Consider the following 705-nt stretch of genomic DNA (forward strand, 5'->3'; position numbering starts at 1 on the left):
TAACTACATAATTCTGCTGCACTCGAAAAGCGTTCAAAACCACCTGTTAAAACGATTAACATAATAGATGTTTTTTTTCCGATTCCTGGTATGGTTTTTATTCGAGTAAATAAATCTTTATGAGCCTCTTTTACTAAAACCAGCAATAACTCTTCTAAGTTGGACATCTCTTTATCTAAATGTTTTAAACTACGTTTTAAGGATCTTACAATAGCTTTACTTGGTTCCCCTAAAACAGATTCACCATGAAGTTTATTCTTTATCATTGTTCGCTGTTTTGTATATACAGAAAGGGTTCTGGTAATTTGAAGACACTCCTGTACTTCCTTGGAACTACCTTTCCAAAGCTTTAACTCTACTTGTTCAGCATAAGAACATATAAGTTTTGAATCACTCTTATCGGTCTTAATCTTGGATAGCCTCATCTGGATAAATCGTTTTACCGACAATGGATTTTCTACTGAAACATTTAGACCTTCTTCAAACAAATAATAAGCCAACTGATAATGATAGTAACCTGTAGCTTCCATCACACAATGACTCTCAGAATTTAAAAGTTTTCTAAATGCTTTAAAGCCTGAAACCTTGTTTTTAAACTGATAATAATTACCATCTGAATCTGTGACATCAAAAACTAAATAACTAATGTCAATACCAAAATATTTAATATCTTTATTCATAACAAATTATTTTTTTGAAAGGACA

The 705-nt window shown here is 31.1% G+C and carries 1 protein-coding gene; it reads right to left on the reverse strand.

The genetic code is table 11. From position 1 onward, the window contains the following. A partial coding sequence (locus tag V6246_RS18160; protein ID WP_341561861.1) for an IS110 family transposase occupies window positions 1–680 on the reverse strand: 680 nt, incomplete at its 3' end. Window positions 681–705: the final 25 nt, after the last annotated feature.

This window comes from Algibacter sp. TI.3.09, assembly GCF_038154905.1.
Lineage (GTDB): Bacteria > Bacteroidota > Bacteroidia > Flavobacteriales > Flavobacteriaceae > Algibacter.